Source organism: Micromonospora sp. M51, from assembly GCF_018070305.1.
Classification (GTDB): Bacteria; Actinomycetota; Actinomycetes; order Mycobacteriales; family Micromonosporaceae; genus Micromonospora; species Micromonospora parva.
On sequence record NZ_JAGPXZ010001383.1, the window covers coordinates 1 to 676 of the forward strand.

The window sequence follows — 676 nt, forward strand, 5'->3', positions numbered from 1 at the left end:
GGTCGGTGAGCAGCTCCACGTCGAGGGCGGCGTACGTCAGCCACGACTCGGGCAGCGGTCGGCTCGACCAGTCGGCCGCCGAGTGGTGCTTCTCCAGGGTGAACCCGAGCAGCTGCTCGGTGAGCGCGGCCAGCCCGACGCGTTCGAAACCGGCCAGCCGGGCCGCCAGTTCGGTGTCGAACAGTCGGCGCGGGCGCAGCCCCACCTCGGCCAGGCAGGGAAGATCCTGGCTGGCCGCGTGCAGAACCCACTCGGCCTCACCGATCACCGCGTCCAGCGCGCTGAGGTCGGGCAGCGGCAGCGGGTCGATCAGCGCCGTGCCCGAACCGGCCCGGCGCAGCTGCACCAGGTACGCGCGTTGGCTGTAGCGGTAGCCGGAAGCGCGTTCGGCGTCCAGGGCGACCGGGCCGGTGCCCGCCGCGAAGCGGGCCACGACCTCGGCGAGCTGGGCCGGGGCGGCCACCGGATCGGGGGTGCCGTCACGCGGGGCGGTCAGCGGAACTGGCCCACCGTCGGCCGGGTCAGCCCCCTCGCCCGCCGGCTGCGGCTGGGCCGACGGCAGGTGCTGGGGCGCGTTTCCCGGAAGTTCCTCGGTGGGCCGACGGCGCAGGGGTGGTTCGTCGGTCACCTGACAACCCTAGTGCGCGCGGAGATCCGGTGGGTGCAGCCGGTCCGG

At 74.7% G+C, this 676-nt stretch carries 1 protein-coding gene; it reads right to left on the reverse strand.

Annotation, left to right across the window (positions count from 1 at the left end):
• On the reverse strand, positions 1–628 hold a 628-nt coding region (locus tag KBX53_RS34965), incomplete at its 3' end, for a ribonuclease D (protein WP_210864035.1).
• Positions 629–676 lie beyond the last annotated feature (48 nt).